Source organism: Nonomuraea sp. NPDC003754 (assembly GCF_053605785.1).
In genome coordinates, this window is record NZ_JBSGJX010000013.1 from 18,343 (window position 1) to 39,822 (window position 21,480).

Below are 21,480 nucleotides of genomic sequence, written 5' to 3' on the forward strand. Positions count from 1 at the left end.
CCGGGCCGGTCGCGCGGTCCGCCATCCACCGTTCGGTGGATTCGCGGATCAGCAGGATCGGCCGGTGATCGTGGCCGCGCGGCCGATTCGCCGCCGGGCGCGGCGGATCATGCTTCTCGCATGGCAGTCATCGAGGTCAACGACCTGACCAAGCAGTACGCGGACCTGACGGTCCTGGACAGGATGTCGTTCTCCGTGGAGGAGGGCGAGATCTTCGGCATCCTCGGCCCCAACGGAGCCGGCAAGACCACGACGGTGGAGTGCGTGGAGGGCCTGCGGCGGCCCGACGGCGGGTCGATCAGAGTGCTCGGGCTCGACCCGGTCAAGGACGGCCGCCGGCTGCGGGAGCGCATCGGCGTCCAGCTGCAGCACACCCAGCTGCCGGAGAACATCAAGGTGTGGGAGGCGCTCGACCTCTACGCCGCCTTCTACGCCGAGCCCCGCGACTGGCGGCGGTTGCTGGAGGAGTGGGGCCTGGCCGACAAGCGCGACACCCGCTTCGGGAAGCTGTCGGGCGGCCAGAAGCAGCGGCTGTTCATCGCGCTGGCGCTGGTGGGCAACCCCCGGGTGGCCTTCCTCGACGAGCTCACCACGGGGCTCGACCCGCAGGCCCGCCGCGCCACCTGGGAGCTGATCAAGCAGGTCAGGGCGTCGGGCGTGACCGTGGTGCTGGTCAGCCACTTCATGGACGAGGTGGAGGAGCTGTGCGACAGGGTGGCGGTCGTCGACCGCGGCTCCGTCGTCGCGCTCGACACCCCCGCCGGCCTGATCGACGCGACCGACGCCGAGCACCAGATGCGCTTCACGCTCATGGCGGGCGAGGCCACCGACCCGGCGGTCCTGCTGGACGGCCTGCCCGGCGTCTCGGGCGTGTCCAGGAACGGCGGTCAGGTGGTCGTCACCGGACGGGGCGACTTCGCCACGGCCGTCACCGCCACCCTGGCGCGCAACCACGTCCTGGTCGCCGACCTGCGCATCGACAAGCGCACCCTCGACGACGCGTTCGTGGCCCTGACCGGCCGCTCCTTCCACCCCTGACCACCCGTTCCCCAGGGAGACCCGCCATGACCGCGATCACCAAGCTCACCACCGTCGAGCTGAAGCTGCTCGTCCGCGAGCCCGGCTCGATGTTCACCGTCCTCATCCCCCTCTTCATCCTGGTGATCTTCGGCAGCTCGATCACGCCGGGCGACACCGTGCTGCTGCCCATGTCGCTGGCGATCGCCGTGGGGCTCGTGGCCCTGTACATGCTGCCCACCACCCTGGCCACCTACCGGGAGCGCGGCATCCTGCGCAGGCTTTCCACCACTCCGGTCCGGCCGGGGAGCATGCTGGCGGTCCAGCTGATCCTGCAGCTGGTCCTCGTGGTGGTCGCCTGCGGCCTGCTGGTCGCCGTCGCGGGGACGATCCTCGGCGCCGACCTGCCCGACCGCGTCCTGCCGCTGGCCGCCGCCTTCGCGCTGGGCACGGCCGCGATGTTCGCGATCGGCCTGCTCATCGCGGCCGTGGCCGCCAACGGCCGCGCCGCCAACGGTGTGGGTGTCCTGCTGTACTTCCCGATGGCCTACCTCGCGGGACTTATCCAGCCGACGAGTCAGATGCCCGTTTTCCTGGCCCGCGTCGGCGCGTACACTCCCCTGGGCGCCTTCAGGCAGGCGCTGCAGGACGTCTGGGCGGGCGGTACGCCGAGCCTCCTGCTGCTGGGCGTCATGGCCGCGTACGCGGTGATCGTCAGCCTGGCCGCGGCCACGTTCTTCCGCTGGGAGTGATCACGATGTCGGTGGCGGGTGAGCGCCTCGACCGGTGGGAGAGGCGCCTGGACGGCTTCATGTCCGCCACGCCCTACCTGCTCCTGGTGATCTCCACGACGCTCGCCTGGCTCACCGGTGACTCCGCGTGGGACCACCGCCTGGTCACCCTCGGCCTGGCCGCCCTCGCCGCCGCCTGGATCTGGGTGATGACCGCCCGCCGCCCCTCGTGGCGGTCGAACGGCACCGCGGGAGCCGTCTACCTCACCGGCCTGGTGGTCCTGATCGCGGTGCTGAGCACCCGCGGGGTGTGGTTCGCCGGCTTCTTCGCCTTCACCGGCTACCTCCACTCCTGGCACTACCTCCAGGGGAAGTGGAGGTTCGCGGGAGTGACCGCCACCGCGGCGATCTGCATCACCGCCTACACCGGCGGGCTGCCCGCGCCCACCGCGTCCGCCGTCCTGACCCATCTCTTCTTCATCGCCGCGATCGTGGCCGTCGTGAGCCTGTTCAGCTTCGTCGGCGAGGTCACGGCCGAGCGCAGCGCCGAACGGAAGCGGATGGTGGCCCAGCTCGAGGAGACGATGCGGGAGAACGCGGGGCTGCACACCCAGCTGCTGATCCAGGCGCGGGAGGCAGGCGTGCTCGACGAACGGCAGCGCATGGCGGGCGAGATCCACGACACCATCGCCCAGGGGCTGACCGGCATCATCACCCAGCTCCAGGCCGCGGCGCACGCCAAGGAGTCGGGCGAGGACCACGCCGAGTGGCGGCGCCACGTCGACAACGCCACCCGCCTGGCCCGCGAGAGCCTCGCCGAGGCGCGCCGGTCCGTCCACGCCGTCGGGCCCGGCCAGCTGGAATCGGCCCCGCTCCCCGACGCGCTGGCCGAGGTGGCCGGTGCCTGGTCGGAGCTCAACGGCGTGCGCGCCGACGTCACCACGACCGGTACGGCCCGCCCCCTGCATCCCGAACTGGAGACGACCCTGCTGCGGACAGCCCAGGAAGCCCTCGCGAACGTGGCCAAGCACGCACGCGCCACCCGCGTCGGGATCACCCTGTCGTACATGGAGGACCTGGTCACGCTGGACGTGCGCGACGACGGCGCGGGCTTCGACCCCGAGCGCGTCGCGGACGGCGGCGGTTTCGGCCTGACGTCCATGCGCCGGCGGGTGAGCCGCCTGGCGGGCACGCTGGAGATCGAGTCAGAGCCCGGCGGCGGCACCGCGATCTCCGCGAGTGTCCCCGCCGTCACGAGGGAGGCCCCGCATGTCTGAGACCCCCGTCAGGCTGCTGATCGCCGACGACCACCCCATCGTCCGCGACGGCATCCGCGGGATGTTCACCGCGGACCCGCGCTTCGAGGTGGTCGGCGAGGCGGGCGACGGCGCGCAGGCCGTCGAGCTCGCCCGCGCCCTGGGCCCCGACGTCGTCCTCATGGACCTGCGGATGCCGAGGATGGACGGCGTGACGGCCATCAAGAAGCTCGCCGAGATCGGCAGCACGGCCCGCGTCCTCGTGCTCACCACCTACGACACCGACAGCGACGTGCTGCCCGCCATCGAGGCAGGAGCCACCGGCTACCTCCTCAAGGACGCGCCGCGCGACGAGCTCATGCGGGCCGTCCACGCGGCGGCCCGCGGCGAGGCCGTCCTGTCCCCCTCGGTCGCCACCCGCCTGCTCGGCCGGGTGCGCGCGCCCGTCGACCCGCTGAGCGCCAGGGAGCTGGAGATCCTGCGGCTGATCGCCCAGGGCACCACCAACCGCGAGGCGGCGGCGCGCCTGTTCATCAGCGAGGCCACGGTCAAGACCCACGTGCTGCACATCTACACCAAGCTCGGCGTCAACGACCGCGCGGCGGCCGTCGCGGTCGCCTACCAGCGCGGGCTGCTCACCCTCGACGACGGCTGACCGCTACTTCTTCAGCACCACCGTCCTGCGGGACTCACCCGGATAGACCATGACGAGGAACCGCTGGCGAGCGTCGCCGTCCTCCTCCAGCGCGGCCGTGCTGCCGCGCACGTGCACGCGGATCCGGTAGCGGCCCGGCCCCTTCACGAGCGGGTCGGGGAAGGTCTCGTCCTCCCAGGTGGACAGCTCGCCCGTGGGGCTGGTGTAGCCGATCTCGACGACCTTCTCCCAGCCAGCGCGCTCGACCGGGGGACGCCTGCCGTACCCCTCGACCGTGAGGCAGACGTGCATCGCCTCGTCCGCGGTGAGGACGGCGACCTCGCCGTCGACGGCCCCCACGAGGTCGTTGCCGAACGCCTTGTCCAGCGACCCGCCGTTCCAGTCCTCGTTCTCGACGGCGGTCACCGCGCCGAAGTCCGACCACACCGGCGCCGTGCCCCGCACCGCCGGCCTGATCCGCGGCCGGTGCGGCGGGCCGGTCGCGCAGCGTTCCTTCGCGGTCGCGTTGAACGCGTCGTTCTCCGCGTCCTGCCGTCGCCGCTCGGCCTGTTCCCTGGCGTCCACCTCGGGGCAGAGCAGCGCCAGTGCCTGCGTGGTGCCGAAGCCGGCGACGTCCACGCCGGTCCGGGCGCGGAGCCGCTCGATCTCTCCGGGGTCGGCGCGCATGCTCGCCCGGCACAGGCTCCTGCCGAAGGCGACCAGTTCGGCGTCGGGCCGCTCGGCGAACGTCCGCGGCACGACGTACTCCTCCCGCCGCGCCACGCAGACGAAGGCCCGTTCCCTGTCGGCGCGGCTGACCGGCTGATCGCCGTAGCTCAGGCGCCAGCGCCCGCAGCCCTCCGCGTCGGCCTGCGTCACCTTCCCCACGACCCCGTCGCCGTTGTGCAGGGCCAGCAGCAGCAGGCCGGAGACGGCGGCGACCGCCGCACGCGCGATCCTGCCTCGCGGGCGCGTTCGGGGCACCCGCACCGCGACCAGGATCAGCACGCCGGCGAGCACGTCGCACGCGTTCCAGAGGGCGAACCCGTCCAGGGCGAAGAACGGCGCCCATGACCGCGCGCACTCCGCCTCTACCGCCAGATCGACCGCCGCGAACCCGAGCGTCATGAGGGAACCCCAGGTCAGCCCGAACCCGGTCAGCCAGCCCACGGCACGGCCCCAGCGCGGCGACCCCGTGCGCACCAGAAGCAGCCAGAGGCCGAACCCGACCAGGACGATCACCGGTTGCGGCACCACGGCCAGCGGCAGGAGCGCCACGCCGACCTCGCCGTGGAGATCGAAGCCCGGACACGGCTGCCCCGCGATGATCGCGAGACCGGGCTCCGCGAGGAAGGCGGCCCCTTCGCGCACCACGATCAGCGCCAGGGCGACCGCCCACAGGACGATGGATGATCGCCGTAACATGGGCCGCCACCCTACCGCCCGGCTCCGACAGGCCGCCGGAAACGACCTAGCTGAACGGGGTCCTCGGGCGGTCCTGCGGCTGCTCGTCGACGTAGATGTCCACCTTCTCGTTGTAGAAGGCGATCAGCCCGCCGATCCGCTGGCTCTCGGGCAGCGGCGTGCGGTACGACCAGGCCAGATCCCTGCGGCCGTTGACCGTCCAGTACTCCGCCGTCCCCTTGTACGGGCACTGGGTGGCGGTGTCGGTCGGCTCCAGCAGGTCGAAGCGGACGTCCGTCTTCGGCAGGTAGTACCGCGGCGGCAGCCCCGTCTCGAACAGGATCACCGGGCGCGTCGAGTCGGCCACGGTCACGCCGTCGACCTCGACCCTGACCCGGCGGGAGCTGGGCAGGATGTCGACGCGCGTGTAGGGGTCGCGAGGGTGGACGTAGACCTCCTCGTCCTCCTCGAACCAGGCGTCCATCGCCGACCACTCCAGCCGGACGTACTCCCGTAGCTCCTCGATCGGGGAGTCGGGGTGGGTGAGGGCCGCGCCGGCCGCCTCCTTGCCGTCCACGACGACGGTGTGGATGACGCCCTCGCCGCGGCTGGGCGAGTGGGTGGTGGCGCCGGTCGGCTTGAGCTCCGCCCGCTCGAGGTCGGCGAGGGGCAGGTAGTAGGTCGGGTAGTGGGGGCTCTCCCAGACCAGGAGCGCCCGCGTCGTGTCGACGATCTTGCGTCCGCCGAGGTAGGTGCGCACGCGCTTCGCCGTCGGCTCGACCTTCAATCGGCTCTTCATTCCTTCGCCAACCCCGCCGGCGCCCGGCCTATTCCTCAGGCGAGTGTGCGCGAGTGTATTGACGCTGCCGCAGGTAGAGGTTAACGTCATCTCAAAATTAAAAGGAAACCTTACTAATAGTTTCCTGATCAGGCCTCCCATCCCACACCCCGTTCACCCCCCAACAGGATGTCGGAGCATCGATGAGACACACCGTCCTCAGCAAGGTCCTCGCAGGCGCGGCGGCGTTACTCATGCCGCTCACCGCGGCCGCCGTCGCCCCCGCCAGCGCGTACGGCGCCGCCACCTCCACCAGCTCGGCGGCCGCCTTCGCCGCCTGGGCACCGTGGACCGCCTACACGGCCGGCACCCGCGTCACCTACAACGGCGTCGAGTACGAGTGCCTGCAGAGCCACACCTCCCAGCCCGGCTGGGAGCCGCCCAACGTCCCCGCCCTGTGGAAGGTCGCGGGCGGCGGCGGAGGCGACACCACCGCGCCGTCCGTCCCCGGCAACGTGCGCTCCACCGGCGTCACCTCCAACAGCGTCTCCCTGGCCTGGAACGCCTCCACCGACAACGTCGGCGTCACCGGCTACGAGATCTACCGCGGCGGCACCCTGATCACCACCGTCACCGGCACCACCCACACCGACACCGGCCTGACCGCCAACACCGCCTACACCTACACCGTCCGCGCCCGCGACGCCGCCGGCAACCAGTCCGCCCACAGCACCGCCGTCACCGCCACCACCACGGGCGGCGGCGGAGGCGACACCACCGCGCCGTCCGTCCCCGCCAACGTGCGCTCCACCGGCGTCACCTCCAACAGCGTCTCCCTGGCCTGGAACGCCTCCACCGACAACGTCGGCGTCACCGGCTACGAGATCTACCGCGGCGGCACCCTCGTCACCACCGTCACCGGCACCACCCACACCGACACCGGCCTGACCGCCAACACCGCCTACACCTACACCGTCCGCGCCCGCGACGCCGCCGGCAACCAGTCCGCCCACAGCACCGCCGTCACCGCCACCACCACGGGCGGCGGCGGAGGCGGCGGCAACAAGGTCCTCGGCTACTTCGTCCAGTGGGGCGTCTACCAGCGCGCCTACCACGTCAAGAACATCGACACCAGCGGCTCGGCGGCCAAGCTGACCCACATCAACTACGCCTTCGGCAACGTCCAGAACGGCCAGTGCACGATCGGCGACAGCTACGCCGACTACGACCGCTTCTACCAGGCGGGCGAGAGCGTGGACGGCGTCGCCGACACGTGGGACGCCGGCGCCCTGCGCGGCAACTTCAACCAGCTGCGCAAGCTCAAGAAGAAGTACCCGAACCTCAAGGTGCTGTTCTCCTTCGGCGGCTGGACCTGGTCCGGCGGCTTCGGCCAGGCCGCGCAGAACCCCACCGCCTTCGCCGAGTCCTGCTACCGCCTGGTGGAGGACCCGCGCTGGGCCGACGTCTTCGACGGCATCGACATCGACTGGGAGTACCCGAACGCCTGCGGCCTCACCTGCGACACCAGCGGGCCCGCCGCGTTCAGGAACCTGATGTCCGCCCTGCGCACCCGCTTCGGCTCGGGCAACCTGGTCACCGCGGCCATCACCGCCGACGGCACCAGCGGCGGCAAGATCGACGCGGCCGACTACGGCGGCGCCGCGCAGTACGTCGACTGGTACAACGTCATGACCTACGACTTCTTCGGCGCGTGGGCGGCCCAGGGCCCGACTGCCCCGCACTCGCCGCTCACCAGCTACAACGGCATCCCGATCGCGGGCTTCCACTCCGACAACGCCATCCAGAAGCTGAAGAGCAAGGGCGTCCCGGCCAGCAAGCTCCTGCTCGGCATCGGCTTCTACGGCCGCGGCTGGACCGGCGTCTCCCAGGCCGCGCCCGGCGGCACGGCGACGGGCCCCGCGCCCGGCACCTACGAGCAGGGCATCGAGGACTACAAGGTCCTCAAGACCCGCTGCCCCGCCACCGGGACGGTCGCGGGCACGGCCTACGCCTACTGCGGCAACCAGTGGTGGAGCTACGACACGCCGAGCACGATCGGCGGCAAGATGAGCTACTCGAAGGACCAGGGCCTGGGCGGCGCGTTCTTCTGGGAGCTCAGCGGTGACACCACCAACGGCGAGCTGATCACCGCGATGAAGAACGGCCTGGGGTGACCTCGGGCTGACCCGTCAGGGCCGGTCTCCGCTCAGGGGACCGGCCCTCCCTCAGTCCCGCCGGACACCACGGGGCCTGTCTCGCCAGACACCAGGGGGCCTGTCTCTCCGAACACCACAGGGCCTGTCTCTCCGGACGCCACGGGCCTGTCTCTCCGGACGCCACGGGCCTGTCTCTCCGGACGCCAGGGGGCCTGTCTCTCCGGACGCCACGGGGTCGCCGGGACCGCCCAGGCGGGCGCAGGAGTGGAACGCGTTCAGCGGGAGGCGACGAACAGCGTGTGGGTGGCCGAGCGGCTCAGGTCGTGCCGTTCGACCTGGCCGAGCCCGGCATCGGCCAGCCAACCGGCCACCGTGCGCGTGCTGGGCACGCCGCCGCCCTGGGTGTGCCACAGGTTGAGGCCGAAGCCGGCGGTGAAGGCGCCCTCCGCCGCTCCCGCCCGGTGCTCGGCGACCGTCTCGAGGACCAGCACCCGCCCGCCCGGCCGGGTCGCGGCGGCCACAGGCCACTTCCGGAGGGACAGACACCAGGCCGGAGCGACCCCGGCAGGCCGGGATGCCCCAGGCACACCCGAAGCACCCCCAGGCACACCCGAAGCGGCCGAAGCGGGCAGGCAGGCCCGAAGCGCCGGGCCATCGGGGGCGGGCCGCCAGCAGGAGCGGGCCGCCAGCAGGGGCGGGCCGTCAGGAGCGGGCGGTCAGGGGCGGGCCGCGACGGCGTCGATCTCGAAGAGCATGCCGGGCAGCGCGAGCGCCGCCACCCCGATCAACGTCTGGGCGGGCGGCCGGTCGCCCCAGATCTCGCCGATCGCCGCGGCGATCACGGCCAGCTTGTCGAGGTCGTGGTCCACGACGAACGTGCGGATCTGCGCCACGTCCTGGACGGACAGTCCGGCCGCCGCCAGCGCCGCGCGCAGGTTGTCGAGTGACTGCGCGACCTGCTCGGCGAAGTCGGGAGAGGTGACGTGCCCTTCGTGGTCGGAGGCGTACTGCCCGGCGATGATGACGAGCTCGCCGGTGACCTGGGCGACGTGGCTGTAGCCGAAGGAGACCGGGTCGTGCAGGGTGGCCGGGTTGACGATGGTGACGGACATGCGGGGTTCCTTTACTTGTCGCGGGTGGTGACGGCGAAGGCGGACAGCAGGACGGCGGCGGCGAGCCACAGGGCGGCGACCGTGCCGAGCCGGTCGACGGCCAGGCCGCCGAGCAGCGCGCCGAGGGCGATCGACAGGTTGAAGGTGGCGACGAGGAGCGACGAGGCCGCCTCGGTCGCCTGGGGCGCGGCCTTCAGCATCCAGCTCTGCAGGCTCACCGACACGCCTCCGTAGGCCAGGCCCCAGACGACCAGCAGGGCGATGCCGGCGGCGGGCGTCCCGCCGTACGCGGCCAGCAGGGCCGTGGTGGCGGTCAACGCGAGCGTGATCACCAGGAGCGTGCCCCGGGGACGGCGGGCGGCGCGGGCGCCGGCGAGGAAGTTGCCGGCGATGCCCGCCACGCCGTAGCCGAGGAGCAGCAGGCTGATGAGGTCGGGGTCGATCCCGGAGATCTCCTGCAGGACCGGGCGGACGAAGGTGTAGGCGGCGAAGTGGCCGGTGATCAGCAGGAGTGTCAGGGCCACGCCGACCCGTACGGCACGCACGCGCAGCAGCCGGGGCAGCTCGCCGAAGGTGATCGTCCGGGTGGCGGGCAGCGCGGGCACCAGCAGGACCAGGCACGCCAGCGCGACCAGCCCCAGGATCCCCACCGCGCCGAAGGCGAGGCGCCAGCCGCCGAGCTCCCCGGCGAGCGTTCCCGCGGGGACGCCGGCGACGGAGGCGGTGGACACCCCACCGAAGATCACCGCGGTGGCGCGGGCGACGTGCCGCTCGGGTACCAGCCGGAGGGCGAGCCCGCCCGCGACGGCCCAGAACCCGCCGACGCTCACGCCGACGGCCAGCCGGGCGGCGAGCACGACGGCGAAGTCCGGTGCCACGGCGCCGGCGAGGTTGGCCAGGCCCATGAGTCCGGTGAGCGTGACCAGCATGACGCGTCGGTCGATCCGCCCGGCCGCGACGGTGAGCAGCGGCGCGGCGATCGCGGCCACCAGGCCGGGGACGGTCACCATCAGGCCCGCCGCGCCTTCGGAGACGCGCAGGTCGGCACTGATGGGGGTGAGCAGGCCGACCGGCAGCAGCTCGGAGGTCATCAGGGAGAAGATCCCCAACGCCACGGCCGCGACGGCGAGCCATCCTCTGGTCGCCGATCGGCTCAGCGCCTCATTCAAGACATCAGACATCCAGAATCACCTTCCACGACGACCCAGGAGAAGGGCGCGGATATTTCTGGATATTAGATGTCTAGAATGCTCCCCGCAACTCTGAGCGGGTAGGGCGGAGGACATGGTTCGCCACGGATCGCTGGACGAGGACACACCCGCCGCACCGCACGCCGCCGGCAGGAACCCGGTCAGGGCCTGGCTGCTGGACGGCCTGAGACCGGAGGACCGCCACTCGACCGGGATGCACGAGGAACATCCCGACAAGCAGTACCCGTGGTGGCAGACGATGTGCCTGACCGGCGTGGACTACTTTTCCACGCTGGGCTACCAGCCGGGCATCGCGGCCCTGGCGGCCGGGGCCCTCTCCCCCGTCGCGACCTCGTTCCTGGTGCTCCTGACGCTGTTCGGCGCGCTGCCCACCTACCGGGCGGTGGCCGCGGAGAGCCCCAGGGGCCTCGGCTCGATCGCGATGCTGGAGAACCTGCTGCCCAGCTGGTGGGGCAAGCTCCTGGTGCTGGTCCTGCTGGGCTTCGTGGCGACGGCGTTCATCTTCACGATCACGCTGTCCGCCTCCGACGCGACCGCGCACGTCGTGGAGAACCCGTTCTTCCCCGCCGCCCTGCACGGCCAGGAGGTCCTCGTCACGATCCTGCTGATCCTCGCGCTGGGCGCGATCTTCCTGCGCGGCTTCAGCGAGGCGATCGGCCTCGCGGTGGTCCTCGTGGCCGTCTACCTCTCGCTCAACCTCGTGGTCGTGGGCATGGGCCTGCTCCAGGTGATCGAGCACCCGGCCCTGGTGGACGGCTGGCAGGAGGCGCTGACGACGGGCTATTCGGGCCCGCTCGCGATGATCGGCGTCTCCCTCCTCGTCCTGCCCAGGCTCGCCCTGGGCCTGTCGGGCTTCGAGACGGGCGTCGCCGTGATGCCGCAGATCCGGGGCGACCTGGAGGAACGCATCAGAGGCGCCCGCCGGCTGCTCACCACCGCCGCGCTGATCATGAGCGGGTTCCTGATCGCCAGCAGCTTCGCCACTGCCATCCTCATCCCGCACGAGGAGTTCGAGGAGGGCGGCAAGGCGAGCGGGCGGGCGCTGGCCTTCCTCGCCCACGAGTACCTCGGCGACTGGTTCGGCACGGTCTACGACCTCAGCACCATCGCCATCCTGTGGTTCGCGGGCGCCTCCGCCATGACCGGCCTGCTCAACATCGTCCCCCGCTACCTGCCCAGGTACGGCATGGCGCCGGACTGGGCCCGCGCCATCAGGCCGCTGGTGCTGGTGTTCACCGCGATCGCCGTCGTGATCACCATCGCGTTCGACGCCGAGGTCGAGTCCCAGGGCGGCGCGTACGCCACGGGCGTCCTGGCGCTGATCCTGTCGGCGGCCGTGGCCGTCACGATCTCCCGCTACCGCCAGGGCAGGCGCGCGGCCGCCTACGGGTTCGGGGTGATCGCCCTCGTCCTCGGCTACGCGACCGTGGTCAACATCGTCGAACGCCCCGACGGCCTGAAGATCGCGCTGCTGTTCGTCCTGGCCATCGTCGTCACCTCGATCATCTCCCGCGCCACCCGCTCGACCGAGCTGCGGGTCGGCCATATCGAGTTCGACCCCACCGCGCTGCGCCTGGTCCGGGAGATCGACGGCCCGCTGCGCGTGATCGCCAACGAACCCGACGAGCGCGACCCTCTGGAGTACGCCGAGAAGGAGCGGGAGGCCAGGGAGCACCACCACCTGCCGCCGGACGAGCCGGTGCTCTTCCTCGAGGTGACCGTCGGTGACGCGTCCGAGTTCTCGTCGGACCTGAAGGTGGTCGGCGAGGAGCGTCACGGCTACCGCGTTCTGCGGGTGTGCGGTTCCAACGTGCCCAACACGATCGCGGCGATCCTGCTCCACCTGCGGGACGTCACGGGCAAGAAGCCGCACGTCTACTTCCACTGGATGGAGGGCGATCCGGTCAAGGCGATGCTGCGCTACCTGCTGTTCGGCGGCGGTGACGTGCCGCCGCTGACGCGCGAGGTGCTCCGCCAGGCCGAGCCCGACCCGGCCAAGCGACCGCAGGTGCACGTCGGCTGATCAGGCCGAACCGCCGGTGCCCGCCCGGCCGACCAGCCGCAACCGGTCACGTCGAGCCGCGGATGCCCGGCCGATCAGCCGATCGGTCAGGTTCGCGGAACCGCGCGGTATTCGCGGACGCGGATGGCGAGCCCGTGCCCGAGCGACGCCCCGATGTCGCCGCGCGCCGGCCCGGCCACGGCGGCCACGCCGTACCCGGCGAGCGCCACGCCGCCGAACATCCCGAGCCTGAGCAGGTCCGGCGCGGTGAGGCTCAGCTCGCCCAGGCCGTTCACCAGGAAGCCGGTCGTGAAGAGCCACCCCATGAGCGCCGTGGCCGACGCCGCGAGCAGGCTCCGTGACCATGCCGCGTACGCTCCCACCGCGAGCGCCATGGCGACGACACGTGGCGTGCCCGGAGGGAGCAGTGCCGCGACGGCGGCGCACGCGGCGACGCTGACCACGAATCCTCCGCTGATCATGAACTCCAGCGGCGACCTTTCCCGACTGAATGTCATGAATTCATCACATCGCATTTCCAGCCGCGCGGGGAGTGTCCATACGCCATTCCTTCGCGTTCATGACGCGTTATTGATGCCGGTCGAGCCGCCCGGGAGGCCGACGTCAAGCGGGCGTCAGGGTTTCGGCGGTCGCCGTTCGGATCCCCTCTGGAATACGCCCGGACCGAATATCCGGCCATAGCATCATTTTCTATAAATTTCTGCGGTGCGTACCGAGGAGGAATGTGATGCACTCAGGTGGCCCGCCCTTCCTGCCCACCCGTATCGGAAGGAGCACGATGAAAGCCCCGAAAATACGGCCGGAAGCCTTCGGGCTGCTCGTGCTCATCGCCGTCGTGGCCGTGGTCACGCTGGCGATCGAGCTGCTCCCCTGACCGGCGTCCGGCACGGGGCCGGGCCGGCGTGACGGATCACGCCGGCCCGGCTTCGTCGTGAGCGGCGAGGCGGGTCAGCGACGAACGTTCGCCGAGCGGGCCCCATGAGCGGGTGCGTCGTGGCGGGCAGGAGCTCAGGGGGTGAAGCGGTAGCCCATGCCCGGCTCGGTGATCAGGTGGACGGGTCGTGCGGGGTCGCGTTCCAGCTTGCGGCGCAGCTGGGCCATGTACTGGCGCAGGTAGTGCGACTCCTTCAGGTACTTCTCCCCCCACACCTCGCTCAGCAGGTACCGCTGGCTGACCAGCTTGCCCGGGTTGCGCAGCAGGATCTCGAGGATGTGCCACTCGGTGGGCGTCAGCCGTACACCGTCGGAGACCGTCTTGTCGGTCAGGTCGATCACCCGGTCCCCGATCTGGATGCGGGCCAGCTCCGCCTCCTGCAGGCCGGTCCTGCGGGTGACGGCCCGCATGCGGGCCAGCAGCTCCTCGATGTTGAACGGCTTGGTGACGTAGTCGTCCGCGCCCGCGTCCAGCGCCTCGATCTTGTCCTGGTTGCCGGTCCTGCCGGACAGCACGAGGATCGGCACCGACGTCCACCCGCGCAGGCCGTGGATGACGTCGACCCCGTCGAGGTCGGGCAGCCCGAGATCGAGCAGGACGAGGTCGGGCTGCCGTTCGGCGGCCTCCCTGAGCGCCGACCCCCCGTCGGCGGCCACCGTGACCTCGTAGTGGCGCGCGACCAGGTTGATGCGCAGCGCCCGCAGGAGCTGCGGTTCGTCGTCGACGACGAGGACGCGGGTCATGCGACCACCGCCCGCGAGGAGATGGGAAACGTGAGGATCATCGTGAGACCTCCCCCTGGTGTCTCGTCAGGGACCAGCGTGCCGCCCATCGCCTCGGTCAGCCCGCGCGAGAGCGCGAGGCCGAGGCCGACGCCCGTGTCGTTGTCACGGTCGCCGAGGCGCTGGAACGGCAGGAAGATGCGGTCGTGGGCGTCGGCGGGGACGCCCGGCCCCCTGTCGATCACCCGGATCTCGACGTGGGCGCCGTGCCCGCTCGCGGTGATGAGCACCTTGGCGTCCTGCGGGCTGTAGCGCACCGCGTTGGTCATCAGGTTGACCAGCACCCGTTCGAGCAGCGTCGGGTCGGCGACGATCTCGGGCAGCTCGACGGAGATGTCGCCCTCCACCCTGTCCCGCACCGGGCCCAGGTCGTCGATCGCGCGGGGCACGACCTCCTCCAGAGCCACCGGCTGGTGGTCGACCCCCAGGACGCCCGCCTGCAGGCGGCTCATGTCGAGCAGGTTCGCGACCAGGCGGTCCAGCTTGGCCAGCGACTCGTCGGCCGTGGCCAGCAGCTCCTGGCGGTCCTCCTCGGTCCAGGCGATCGCGGTGTTGCTCAGGCTCTCCACGGCGGCCTTGGCGGAGGCGAGCGGGGTGCGCAGGTCGTGGCTGACGGCGGCCAGCAGCGCTGTGCGCATCCTGTCGGCCTCGGCCAGCGGCTTGGCCTGGTCCGCCGCCTCCTCGAGGCGCTGCTGGCGCAGCGCCACGGCCGACTCGGCGGCGAACGCCTCGAGCACCCTGCGGTCGGCGGCGTCGAGGAGCCGTCCGCGGGCGGTGAGGACCAGGTTCTCGTCGATGACCACGTCGGTGTCGGCGGCCGACGGGGACGTGCACGGCGTGCCGCCGGTGGTGGCGATGATCCGCCAGGCGTCCGGATCCGTCTGGTCGTCCGGCATGCTGCCGGTGTCGGGCCGCCGCTCCAGCAGCGTGACCGAGGTCAGCCCGAACGTCTCCCGCAGCCGCGCGAGCAGCGAGGGCACCGCCGCCTCGCCGCGCAGCACGTGCCCCGCCAGGGTGGCGAGGATCTCGGCGTCCGCGCCGGCTCTGGCGGCCTCCCTGGTACGGCGGGCCGCGACATCGACGATCGTGCTCACCATGGCGGCGACCACGACGAACACGATGAGCGCGAACAGGTTCTCGGGATCGGCGATCGTGAACTCGCCGACCGGCGGGGTGAAGAAGTAGTTCAGCAGCAGCGAGCCCACGACGGCCGCGGTGATGGCCGGCCACATGCCGCCGATCAGCGCGACGCCCACCACCGTCACCAGGTAGAAGAGGATCTCGGTCGGCAGCGACAGGTCGTCCCTGAACGGGATCAGCGCCGCCGTCAGCGCGAGCATGCCCGCGAGGGCGACCGCCCATCCGGCCAGCCGCCGCTTCCTGGTCAGCGCCGCGCGGCTGTGTTCGGGGCGCCGGCGGCCCTTCTTCGCCTCGTCGTGCGTGATCATGTGCACGTCGATGCTGCCGGACAGCGCGGTGGTCTCCACGCCGACGCCGCGGGAGAAGATCTGCGCGAACCTGCCGCGCCGGGAGGCGCCGAGCACCAGCTGGGTGGCGTTGACGCCGCGGGCGAAGTCGAGCAGGGCACGGGGGATGTCGTCACCGACCACCTGGTGGTAGGTGCCGCCGAGGCTCTCCACCAGCGTGCGCTGCCTGGCCAGGTTGGCGGGGTCGCCGCCGGCCAGGCCGTCGGCGCTGGTGACGTGGACGGCCAGCAGGTCGGCGCCCTTGGTCCTGGCCGCGACGCGGGCGGCCCGCCGTACCAGGGTGTCGCCTTCGGGCCCGCCGGTGAGGGCCACGACGACGCGCTCGCGCGTCTCCCAGGTGCCTTCGATGCCGTGGTCGGCGCGGTAGCGGTCGAGCTGCTCGTCGACCTTGCCCGCGACCCACAGCAGGGCGAGCTCGCGCAGCGCGGTCAGGTTGCCGACCCTGAAGTAGTTGGACAAGGCGGCGTCCACCTTCTCCGGAGCGTAGACGTTGCCGTGCGCCATCCGCCGCCGCAGCGCCTCGGGCGACATGTCGACCAGCTCGATCTGGTCGGCCCTGCGCACCACCTCGTCCGGCACGGTCTCCCGCTGGGGGATGCCGGTGATCTGCTGGACGACGTCGTTGAGCGACTCCAGGTGCTGGATGTTGACCGTCGAGATGACGTCGACGCCGGCGTCGAGGATCTCCTCGATGTCCTGCCAGCGCTTGACGTTCCTCGACCCGGGCACGTTCGTGTGGGCCAGCTCGTCGATCAGCGCGATCTTCGGCGCGCGCTCGATGACGGCGTCCACGTCGAGCTCGGTGAAGGTCGACCCGCGGTAGCGGAGCTGCCTGCGCGGGATGATCTCCATGCCCTCGAGGAGGGCGGCGGTGCGGGGACGCCCGTGGGTCTCGACGAAACCCACGACGACGTCCCTGCCCCGCTCCATCCCCCTGCGGCCCTCGCCGAGCATCGCGAAGGTCTTGCCCACCCCGGGCGCCGCGCCCAGGTAGACCCTCAGCCGACCGCGTGGCATCGCCCTATCCCTTGTCGAGTGCCAGGTTGAGCTCGAGCACGTTGACCGCGGGCTCGCCCATGAACCCGAGCGCCCTGCCGGTGGTGTGCTCCTTGACGAGCCCGGTCACCCTCTCCAGGGGCAGGCCGCGCTCCTTGGCGACGCGGGGCGCCTGCAGCTCGGCGTAGGCGACCGAGATGTGCGGGTCCAGGCCCGAGCCGCTGGCGGTGACCGCGTCCGCGGGAACCTTCACGTCGGTGACGGTCCCGCGCACCGGCACGGTACGGCCGGCCGCGTAGTCCTCGCCGGGCTTGCCGCACTCGACCTTGACGCCCTCGTAGGTGGCGACGAACGGCTGGGCGGGGCAGGCCTGGTTGACGCTGACCGCCCTGGTCGGGGTGCCGACGGCGGGGAACACCTTCAGCACCGCGCCCACGCCGTCCGGCGTGCAGTACGGCCGGGCGCCGCTGACGCCCTCCAGCTCGCCGACCGCCTTGGAGCGGGCGCAGACCTGGGTGAGCAGCGACTGCCTGCCCTCGTCGGGGTTGCCCTCGTCGTCCTTGGCGCCCGGCACGGGCAGGGTGTCGACGACGTCCTCGGGGCCGAGGTTGCTGGCCGCGGTGGACAGCATGTCGTACCCGTCACCGGCGGCCGACGGCCGGCTCTGGAAGTACTTCCTGATGGGGTCGCCGTCCTTGTCGGTGAAGAGCTGGCCCACGACGGCGCTGCCGACGGTCTTGCCGTCGCGCTCGACCGGGGAGCCGTTGGCCTTGTGGTGGAAGGCGGCCTGGGCGATGCCGGTGACCGCCAGCGGGTAGATCCCGCCGAGGATCAGGGTCAGGACGATGACCGCGCGGACGGCGGCGAGGTGCTGGCGGATCCAGCTGGGCAGGCGTTCCATTACGACATCCCCGGAAGGAGCTGGATGAGAAGGTCGATCAGCTTGATGCCGACGAAGGGCGCGACGATGCCGCCCAGACCGTAGACGGACAGGTTCCGGTTGAGCAGCTTGGAGGCGCTGGACGGCCGGTAGCGCACGCCGCGGAGGGCGAGCGGGATGAGCGCGACGATGATGATCGCGTTGAAGACGACCGCGGACAGGATCGCCGACTGCGGGCTGGCCAGGCGCATGATGTTGAGCGCGTCCAGGCCCGGGTAGACCGCCGCGAACATCGCCGGGATGATCGCGAAGTACTTGGCGATGTCGTTGGCGATCGAGAACGTGGTCAGGGCGCCGCGCGTGATCAGCAGCTGCTTGCCGATCTCGACGATCTCGATGAGCTTGGTCGGGTTGGAGTCGAGGTCCACCATGTTGCCCGCCTCTTTGGCGGCGCTGGTGCCGGTGTTCATCGCCACGCCGACGTCCGACTGCGCGAGCGCGGGGGCGTCGTTGGTGCCGTCACCGGTCATGGCGACCAGTCGGCCGCCTTCCTGCTCCTTCTTGATGAGGGCGAGCTTGTCCTCGGGGGTGGCCTCGGCGAGGAAGTCGTCCACGCCGGCCTCGTCGGCGATGGCCCTGGCGGTCAGCGGGTTGTCACCGGTGATCATGACGGTGCGGATGCCCATGCGGCGCATCTCGTCGAACCGCTCGCGCATGCCCTGCTTGACGACGTCCTTCAGGTGGATGACGCCGAGCACGCGGCCCTTCTCGGCCACGACCAGCGGGGTGCCGCCGGTGCCGGAGATCCCGTCCACGATGTGGCCGACCTCGTCGGTCGGGTGACCGCCGTGGTCCCTGACCCATTTCATGACGGCCGTCGCCGCGCCCTTGCGGACCTCCTTGCCGTCCAGGTTCACGCCCGACATGCGGGTCTGCGCGGTGAACTGCACCCACTCGGCGTGGGCCAGCTCGCCGGGCTCCCGCTCGCGCAGGCCGTACGCGGTCTTGGCGTACACCACGATCGAGCGGCCCTCGGGCGTCTCGTCGGCGAGGCTGGACAGCTGCGCCGCCCGCGCCAGCTCCATCTCGGGCACGCCGGCCACCGGCACGAACTCGGACGCCTGGCGGTTGCCCAGCGTGATGGTGCCGGTCTTGTCCAGCAGCAGCGTGCTGACGTCGCCGGCGGCCTCGACCGCGCGGCCCGACATGGCCAGGACGTTGCGCTGCACGAGCCGGTCCATGCCGGCGATGCCGATGGCCGACAGCAGCGCGCCGATCGTCGTCGGGATGAGGCAGACCAGCAGCGAGACGAGCACGATGCCCGTGACGCCGTCGCCTGTCAGGGCGAGCGAGTCGGGGATGCCAGGGTTGGTGTCCTTGGCGTAGATGGCCAGCGGCTGCATGGTCACGGTGGCGACCAGGAAGATGACGGTCAGCGCGGCCAGCAGGATGTTGAGGGCGATCTCGTTGGGGGTCTTCTGCCGGTCGGCGCCCTCGACCAGGGAGATCATCCGGTCGATGAAGCTCTCGCCCGGCTTCTGGGTGATCTGCACGATGATCTTGTCGGACAGCACCTTGGTGCCGCCCGTCACCGCGGACCTGTCACCGCCGGACTCCCGGATGACCGGCGCGGACTCGCCGGTGATCGCGGACTCGTCGACGCTCGCGATGCCCTCGATCACGTCGCCGTCGCCGGGGATGATCTCTCCGGCCTCGACGACCACGAAGTCGCCCTGCCTGAGCTCGGCAGCGCCCACGGTGTCCCACTCCGTGGAGGTGCGGCTCCTGAGCCTGCGGGCCATGGTGTCGCGCTTGGTCGCGCGCAGCGTGGCCGCCTGCGCCTTGCCCCTGCCCTCCGCGACCGCCTCCGCCAGGTTGGCGAAGATGACCGTCAGCCAGAGCCAGACCACGATCGCCCAGGCGAAGAACGACGGGTCGAGGACGGCCAGGACCGTGGTGAACACCGCGCCGATCTCCACGATCAGCATCACGGGGTTGCGCCAGAGCGTGACGGGGTTCAGCTTGACGAGCGCGTCGGGCAGCGACCTGACGAGCTGTTTCGGGTCGAGCAGGCCGCCGCCGATCCTGCCGTTCTTCTTGGGCGCCGGTTCCTTCCCCGGCGCCTCGACCAGGTGGGTCGTCATCACATGAGTCCTTCTGCGAGCGGGCCGAGCGCCAGGGCGGGGAGGAAGGTCAGCGCGACCAGGACGATCGTCACGCCGACGACCATGCCGACGAACTGCGGCCGGTGGGTCGGCAGCGTGCCCGCGGATTCGGGCACCGGCGTCTGCCTGGCCAGGGAGCCCGCCAGGGCGAGCACGAAGATGATCGGCAGGAACCGGCCCAAGACCATGCACAGGCCGAGCGCCACGTCGTACCAGGGGGTGTTCACGGTGACGCCGGCGAAGGCCGAGCCGTTGTTGTTCGACGCGCTGGTGAAGGCGTAGAGGATCTCGGAGAAGCCGTGCGGGCCGCTGTTCAGCATGGCCGCCAGGCCCGCCTTGTTGCCCATGGCCACGGCCGTGCCGACCAGCACCAGGACCGGGGTGACCAGGAAGTAGAGCGAGGCCAGCTTGATCTCGCGGGAGCCGATCTTCTTGCCGAGGTACTCGGGCGTCCTGCCGACCATGAGCCCCGCGACGAACACGGTGATCACGGCCAGGACGAGCATGCCGTACAGGCCGGCGCCGACACCGCCGGGGGCGACCTCGCCCAGCATCATGTTGAACAGCGTCATCATGCCGCCGAACGGGGTGTAGGAGTCGTGGAAGGAGTTCACGGCACCGGTGCTGGTGAGCGTGGTGGCGGCGGCGAACGTCGCGGAGTTGGCGACGCCGAACCGCACCTCCTTGCCCTCCATGGCCGCGCCGACCGCCTGCGGGACGGTGGCGTCGCCCGACAGCTCGAAGACGTTGGTGAGCACGACGCTGACGACGGCGATCGTGGCCATCACGGCGAGGATCGCGTAGCCCTGCCGGACCTGGCCGACCATCCGGCCGAAGGTGCGGGTCAGGCTGAAGGGGATGATGAGGATCAGGAAGATCTCGAACCAGTTCGTCCAGGAGGCGGCGTTCTCGAACGGGTGGGCCGAGTTGGCGTTGTAGAAGCCGCCGCCGTTGGTGCCGAGTTCCTTGATGACCTCCTGGCTGGCCACGGGGCCGCCGGTCATGTTCTGCGTGTTGCCGGCGAGGGTGGTGATCTCGTGCGGGCCGACGAAGTTCTGCACCAGGCCGCCCGCCACCAGGACGAGCGCGCCGACGAAGGCGATCGGCAGCAGGATGCGGAGCGTGCCGCGCACCAGGTCCACCCAGAAGTTGCCGATGGTGTCGGCGTTCTTGCGGGCGAAGCCGCGCACCAGCGCGATCGCCACGGCCATGCCGACGGCGGCCGACACGAAGTTCTGCACGGCGAGCGCGGCCATCTGGACCAGGTGGCCCATGGTGCTCTCACCGGAGTAGGCCTGCCAGTTGGTGTTGGTGACGAAGCTGATCGCGGTGTTCCACGCGACGTGGTCGGTGACGGGCGGGAAGCCGAGCGAGAGCCACAGCTTGTCCTGCAGGCGCTGCATGCCGTACACGACCAGGATGGAGATGATCGAGAAGGCCAGCAGGCTGCGCGCGTAGACGGGCCAGCGCTGCTCCGCGTCGGCGCGGACGCCGAGCAGGCGGTAGACGATCCGCTCGACGGCGGTGTCCTTGGTGCCGCTGTAGACCCGGTGCATGTAGTCGCCGAACGGCTTGTGCACCACGGCCAGCGCGATGACCAGGGAGGCGAGGAAGATCCAGCCCATCAGAACCGCTCCGGGAAGAGCAGGGCCGCGACCATGAAGATCACCAGGCCGATGGCCACGACGAGGCCGGCGGCGTTGACGGCGCTCACAGGCGCTCCACCGCCTTGACGACAAGCCCGAAGATCACGAAGATCGCGATCGTCAGGGCGACGAAGATGACGTCGGCCATCCCCACTCCTCAGTTTTCGGACATAGCTTTCATGACCAGCAAACTTGGAGATTCAGGGAGCTTTGCCGTTCTTGACGGGTTCCCTACGGCTCAAGGCGGACTATTGATGCGATCCGTACG

At 71.0% G+C, this 21,480-nt stretch carries 18 protein-coding genes; 6 read left to right on the forward strand and 12 right to left on the reverse strand.

Annotated elements, in window-relative coordinates:
* The first annotated feature begins 120 nt into the window (after positions 1-120).
* From ACWEVS_RS17970 to ACWEVS_RS17985, 4 genes are read left to right on the forward strand one after another with little or no spacing between them, the layout of a single operon-like run.
* On the forward strand, positions 121-1,038 hold the full coding sequence (locus ACWEVS_RS17970) for an ABC transporter ATP-binding protein (protein ID WP_452552393.1): 918 nt from the start codon (positions 121-123) through the stop codon (positions 1,036-1,038).
* Positions 1,039-1,064: 26 nt separating this feature from the next.
* Positions 1,065-1,769, forward strand: coding sequence for an ABC transporter permease (locus tag ACWEVS_RS17975; protein ID WP_452552395.1), 705 nt, complete (start codon positions 1,065-1,067; stop codon positions 1,767-1,769).
* A gap of 5 nt (positions 1,770-1,774) precedes the next feature.
* The gene (locus ACWEVS_RS17980; RefSeq protein ID WP_452552397.1) at positions 1,775-3,025 is read left to right on the forward strand and encodes a sensor histidine kinase; all 1,251 of its coding nucleotides are present in this window, start codon (positions 1,775-1,777) and stop codon (positions 3,023-3,025) included.
* On the forward strand, positions 3,018-3,659 hold the full coding sequence (locus ACWEVS_RS17985; RefSeq protein WP_452552398.1) for a response regulator: 642 nt from the start codon (positions 3,018-3,020) through the stop codon (positions 3,657-3,659). The genes ACWEVS_RS17980 and ACWEVS_RS17985 overlap by 8 nt, the downstream gene beginning before the upstream one ends.
* A 3-nt stretch (positions 3,660-3,662) precedes the next feature.
* On the opposite strand, the gene ACWEVS_RS17990 is transcribed toward ACWEVS_RS17985, so the two are convergent.
* Both ACWEVS_RS17990 and ACWEVS_RS17995 read right to left on the reverse strand, forming a co-directional pair.
* Positions 3,663-5,063: a hypothetical protein gene (locus ACWEVS_RS17990; RefSeq protein ID WP_452552400.1), complete on the reverse strand. Its 1,401-nt coding sequence runs from the start codon at positions 5,061-5,063 to the stop codon at positions 3,663-3,665.
* Between the two features lie 46 nt (positions 5,064-5,109).
* Complete coding sequence (locus ACWEVS_RS17995; RefSeq protein WP_452552401.1) at positions 5,110-5,841, reverse strand: DUF427 domain-containing protein; 732 nt, start codon at positions 5,839-5,841, stop codon at positions 5,110-5,112.
* Positions 5,842-6,023: 182 nt separating this feature from the next.
* Here ACWEVS_RS17995 and ACWEVS_RS18000 point away from each other — a divergent pair, with 182 nt between their 5' ends.
* Positions 6,024-7,994, forward strand: coding sequence for a glycosyl hydrolase family 18 protein (locus tag ACWEVS_RS18000; RefSeq protein ID WP_452552403.1), 1,971 nt, complete (start codon positions 6,024-6,026; stop codon positions 7,992-7,994).
* A 257-nt stretch (positions 7,995-8,251) separates the two neighbouring features.
* Here ACWEVS_RS18000 and ACWEVS_RS18005 read toward each other — a convergent pair whose 3' ends face one another.
* The 3 genes from ACWEVS_RS18005 to ACWEVS_RS18015 form a co-directional block, all read right to left on the reverse strand.
* Positions 8,252-8,497 (reverse strand): hypothetical protein, encoded by a 246-nt coding sequence (locus tag ACWEVS_RS18005; protein ID WP_452552405.1) that lies wholly within the window; start codon positions 8,495-8,497, stop codon positions 8,252-8,254.
* A gap of 195 nt (positions 8,498-8,692) precedes the next feature.
* Positions 8,693-9,088, reverse strand: coding sequence for a RidA family protein (locus ACWEVS_RS18010; RefSeq protein WP_452413600.1), 396 nt, complete (start codon positions 9,086-9,088; stop codon positions 8,693-8,695).
* An 11-nt stretch (positions 9,089-9,099) separates the two neighbouring features.
* On the reverse strand, positions 9,100-10,269 hold the full coding sequence (locus ACWEVS_RS18015) for an MFS transporter (RefSeq protein ID WP_449921838.1): 1,170 nt from the start codon (positions 10,267-10,269) through the stop codon (positions 9,100-9,102).
* A gap of 103 nt (positions 10,270-10,372) precedes the next feature.
* Here ACWEVS_RS18015 and ACWEVS_RS18020 point away from each other — a divergent pair, with 103 nt between their 5' ends.
* A complete protein-coding gene (locus tag ACWEVS_RS18020) occupies positions 10,373-12,322 on the forward strand; it encodes an amino acid transporter (RefSeq protein ID WP_452552406.1) in 1,950 nt (649 codons plus the stop codon).
* Between the two features lie 86 nt (positions 12,323-12,408).
* Here ACWEVS_RS18020 and ACWEVS_RS18025 read toward each other — a convergent pair whose 3' ends face one another.
* The 7 genes from ACWEVS_RS18025 to kdpF all read right to left on the reverse strand — a co-directional run bounded on the left by ACWEVS_RS18025 (position 12,409) and on the right by kdpF (position 21,280).
* Positions 12,409-12,819 (reverse strand): hypothetical protein, encoded by a 411-nt coding sequence (locus tag ACWEVS_RS18025; RefSeq protein ID WP_452552407.1) that lies wholly within the window; start codon positions 12,817-12,819, stop codon positions 12,409-12,411.
* 511 nt (positions 12,820-13,330) lie between these two features.
* Positions 13,331-13,999 (reverse strand): response regulator, encoded by a 669-nt coding sequence (locus ACWEVS_RS18030; protein WP_449921844.1) that lies wholly within the window; start codon positions 13,997-13,999, stop codon positions 13,331-13,333.
* Entirely contained in the window at positions 13,996-16,542 is a 2,547-nt protein-coding gene (locus tag ACWEVS_RS18035; RefSeq protein ID WP_449921845.1) for a DUF4118 domain-containing protein, read from the reverse strand. Before ACWEVS_RS18035 ends, ACWEVS_RS18030 begins: the two co-directional genes overlap by 4 nt.
* 4 nt (positions 16,543-16,546) lie before the next feature.
* Complete coding sequence (locus ACWEVS_RS18040; protein WP_452552409.1) at positions 16,547-17,422, reverse strand: potassium-transporting ATPase subunit C; 876 nt, start codon at positions 17,420-17,422, stop codon at positions 16,547-16,549.
* Positions 17,422-19,545 carry a potassium-transporting ATPase subunit KdpB gene (gene kdpB / locus ACWEVS_RS18045; RefSeq protein WP_452552411.1) on the reverse strand — a complete coding sequence of 708 codons (2,124 nt, stop codon included), beginning with the start codon at positions 19,543-19,545 and terminating at the stop codon, positions 17,422-17,424. The genes ACWEVS_RS18040 and kdpB overlap by 1 nt, the downstream gene beginning before the upstream one ends.
* Positions 19,545-21,191, reverse strand: coding sequence for a potassium-transporting ATPase subunit KdpA (kdpA, locus tag ACWEVS_RS18050; protein WP_452552413.1), 1,647 nt, complete (start codon positions 21,189-21,191; stop codon positions 19,545-19,547). Before kdpA ends, kdpB begins: the two co-directional genes overlap by 1 nt.
* Positions 21,191-21,280: a K(+)-transporting ATPase subunit F gene (gene kdpF, locus ACWEVS_RS18055; protein WP_354915691.1), complete on the reverse strand. Its 90-nt coding sequence runs from the start codon at positions 21,278-21,280 to the stop codon at positions 21,191-21,193. The genes kdpA and kdpF overlap by 1 nt, the downstream gene beginning before the upstream one ends.
* Between the last annotated feature and the right edge of the window lie 200 nt (positions 21,281-21,480).